This is a genomic window from Candidatus Streptomyces philanthi, from assembly GCF_059553635.1.
Genome location: NZ_JCANQV010000474.1, coordinates 1 through 2,861 on the forward strand (window position 1 = coordinate 1; position 2,861 = coordinate 2,861).

2 protein-coding genes are annotated in these 2,861 nt (G+C 72.5%); both read right to left on the reverse strand.

Going from position 1 to position 2,861, the window contains the following annotated elements; all coding sequences use genetic code 11:
* Window positions 1-838, reverse strand: an 838-nt coding sequence (locus tag AC51EU_RS29125) for an ALF repeat-containing protein (RefSeq protein ID WP_496270089.1), incomplete at its 3' end; no start/stop codon positions are given.
* A 152-nt stretch (window positions 839-990) separates the two neighbouring features.
* On the reverse strand, window positions 991-2,861 hold a 1,871-nt coding region (locus tag AC51EU_RS29130), incomplete at its 5' end, for a type I polyketide synthase (RefSeq protein WP_496270090.1).

Consider the following 2,861-nt stretch of genomic DNA (forward strand, 5'->3'; position numbering starts at 1 on the left):
CGGCGGGACGGGCGCCGGTGGTGCGGTGGGAGGCCGTGGCGTCCGCGGTGCCCTTGGCGTCGGCCGGCTTCCCCTTGCCGCCGTGGGCGGTCTCGCCGTCCTCGGTCCTTCCGTCGCCCTTGGCCGTCCCGCCGTCCTTGGCCGTCCCGCCGTCCTTGGTGTCGCCGTCCTTGGCGGCCGCGGCCTCGTCCAGCTTCCGGGCCACGTACTGGCCGACCTCAAGGAAGTGCGCACGGTCCGCGGGGCTGCCCTCGATGGCCTTCTGCACGGCGTCGTAGAGGGCGCCGCCGTGCTGGGCCGAGTGCAGGATGCGGAAGATCTCGACGCGGTTGTCGTCATCACGCGCCACGTACTGGCCGACCTCAAGGAACCGGTGGACGGCCTCGTGCTCGAACTTCTCCAGCGCGGCGAGGGCGGCCGCCCGGACGGCCTTACCGCCGGAGGTGTAGATCTGGCCGGCACGCACCCGGTCGTCCACGAAGTGGGCCTGTGCGTAGCCCTCCTTCAGGAAGCGCGCACGGTCTTCGGGAGATCCGTTCAGCGCCCGCTGCGCGGCTTCGGTGACGCTGATGCCGGGATGCGGCGCGCCGAGGATCTTGAGGATGGCGCTGCGGTTCTCCTCATCGCTCGCCTCCTCGGACGAGGGGCCGGACTCCTTGGCCGCGCCGTCCTCCTGGCCGCTCGCCTGCTGCCCGTCGTCGTTCCGCGGCTCCGACGCCGTGTCCGGAGCCGAGGCCGCCGAGCCCTTGGCCTCGTCCGCGAACGCCGGGGACGAGAACAGGACGACGGGCGCCATCGCGGCAGCGGCGACCGCCGCCGAGACACGGCTGAACTTCACTGCGGTTACCCCCACTTTTCCCTGAAAACGACTCTTAGGTCAGTTTTAGAGCCGCATATTTACGTATCACAGGGTAGATCAGTCATGTGTCCCACCGGACACACGGGGTAACAGTCGGCGGGCGCCCCGCAGGACGCCCGCCGTGGAACTGATTACGCGTCGCCCAGCGAGTTCAGCCATTCCTTGACGACCCGCACGGTCTCCGGGGCGTCGTCACGGACCATGGAGAAGTGGTCCGCATCGATGTCATGGACATCGACCCGGCCGCCGTGACCGCCGGTGAGAACGGTGTCCGTCTCGATGCCGTACGTCTCCCGGGAGGCACGGACGAGGAGGACGGGGGCGGTGGTGTGCCGGACCTCCAGCTGGCTGAGCATGCCCATCCAGCGGGCCATGGCGGACAGCCGGGAGTTCGTCATCCGTACCGGCGAGACCTCGTCGACCATGAAGTGCCGTCGCATCAGCCCCCGGTAGTCCAGGCCCTCCCCCTTCTCGTGCCGGATGCTGAGGGTGTCCAGCAGCACCACGGCATCGGGCCTGACGCCCCAGGTCTCCTCCAGCAGGGCCGCCGCCAGGTAGGCGAAGGCTCCGGCGGAGGAGTGCCCGACCAGGGCGAAGGGCTTGCCACCGCTCGCGCGCAGCGCGCTCTCCGCGATGACCCGGACCGCCGTCCCGGGGCCGGCCGGCAGCCGCTCGCCGGTGGCGAAGCCGACCAGCGGCAGCGCGCTGACGTGCCGCTCGCCCCGGAACGGCGCGGCGAACCTGGCGTACTCGTGGACGCCGCCGTTTGCGGTGGGCGTGCTGACACAGATCAGCCGCGGCCTGCCGGGGCCCTCGGCGAGGGTGGCCGAGACCGGCAGATCCTCCAGTTCGGCGGTGTTCTCGAAGCTCGGACGGAGGGCGCCGAGGGCGGACAGCATCTGCTGGGCCTCGGGGATCTTCCCGTTGTCCAGGGCGTCGAGGAACATCCGCTCCAGGGAGTCGGTCTCCGGCGCGGCGACCGGGAGGAAGCCCTCCTGGGACGCGGAGCCGTCCAGGGACGACTGCGCGGCCAGGTCGCCGTAGAGGCGCGCGGCGAGGTCGGCGGGGGTCTTGCTGTCGAAGACGACGGTCGCCGAGAGGTGCAGTCCGGTGAGTGCGGAGAGCCGGTTGCGGAGTTCGACGGAGGTCAGGGAGTCGAAGCCCAGCTCGTAGAACTCCCGCCGGGCGTCGACATCGCCGGCCGCGGCGTGTCCGAGGACGGCGCCCGCCTCGGTGCGCACCAGGTCGGTCATCAGGCGCGTACGCTCCTCCGGGCGCGCCGCCCGCAGCCGGTCGACGAGCGACGCTCCCCCGGGGCCGCCCGCGGCGTTCGCGGCCGTCCGCCGGGCGCCCTTGACCAGCCCGCGCAGCATGGACGGCACCGGGCCCTGCGCACGTACGGGTCCGGAGGTCCGGCCGATCGCGACGAGGTGGGGCGCGCCGGTCGAGACGGCGGCGTCGAACAGTGCCAGGCCCCGCTCCGGAGTGAGGGGCGCGGTCCCGTAGGCGGCCATCCGCTGCATGTCCGCGTCCGAGAGACCGGCGGTCATGCCACCGCCCTGGGTCCAGGCGCCCCAGGCCAGGGACTGGGCGGGCAGGCCCAGGCCCGTACGGTGCGAGGCGAGCGCGTCGAGGAAGACGTTCCCCGCCGCGTAGTTGCCCTGGCCCGGCGCGCCGACGACGCCCGAGATGGACGAGTACAGGATGAAGGCGGCCAGGTCCAGGTCCTTGGTCGCCTCGTGGAGGTGCCAGGCGGCGTCGGCCTTCGGGCGCAGGACGGACGAGAGGCGGTCGGGGGTGAGGGAGGTGACGATGCCGTCGTCGAGGACACCGGCCGTGTGGATCACGGCGGTCAGGGGGTGCTCGGCAGGCACGGAGGCGATCAGCGCGGTGACCGCTTCCCGGTCGGCCACGTCGCAGGCGCGGACGTCCACCTCGGGCCCGTGGGCGGCCAGTTCCTCCCGCAGGTCGTCGACACCGGGGGCGTCGGGGCCACTGCGGC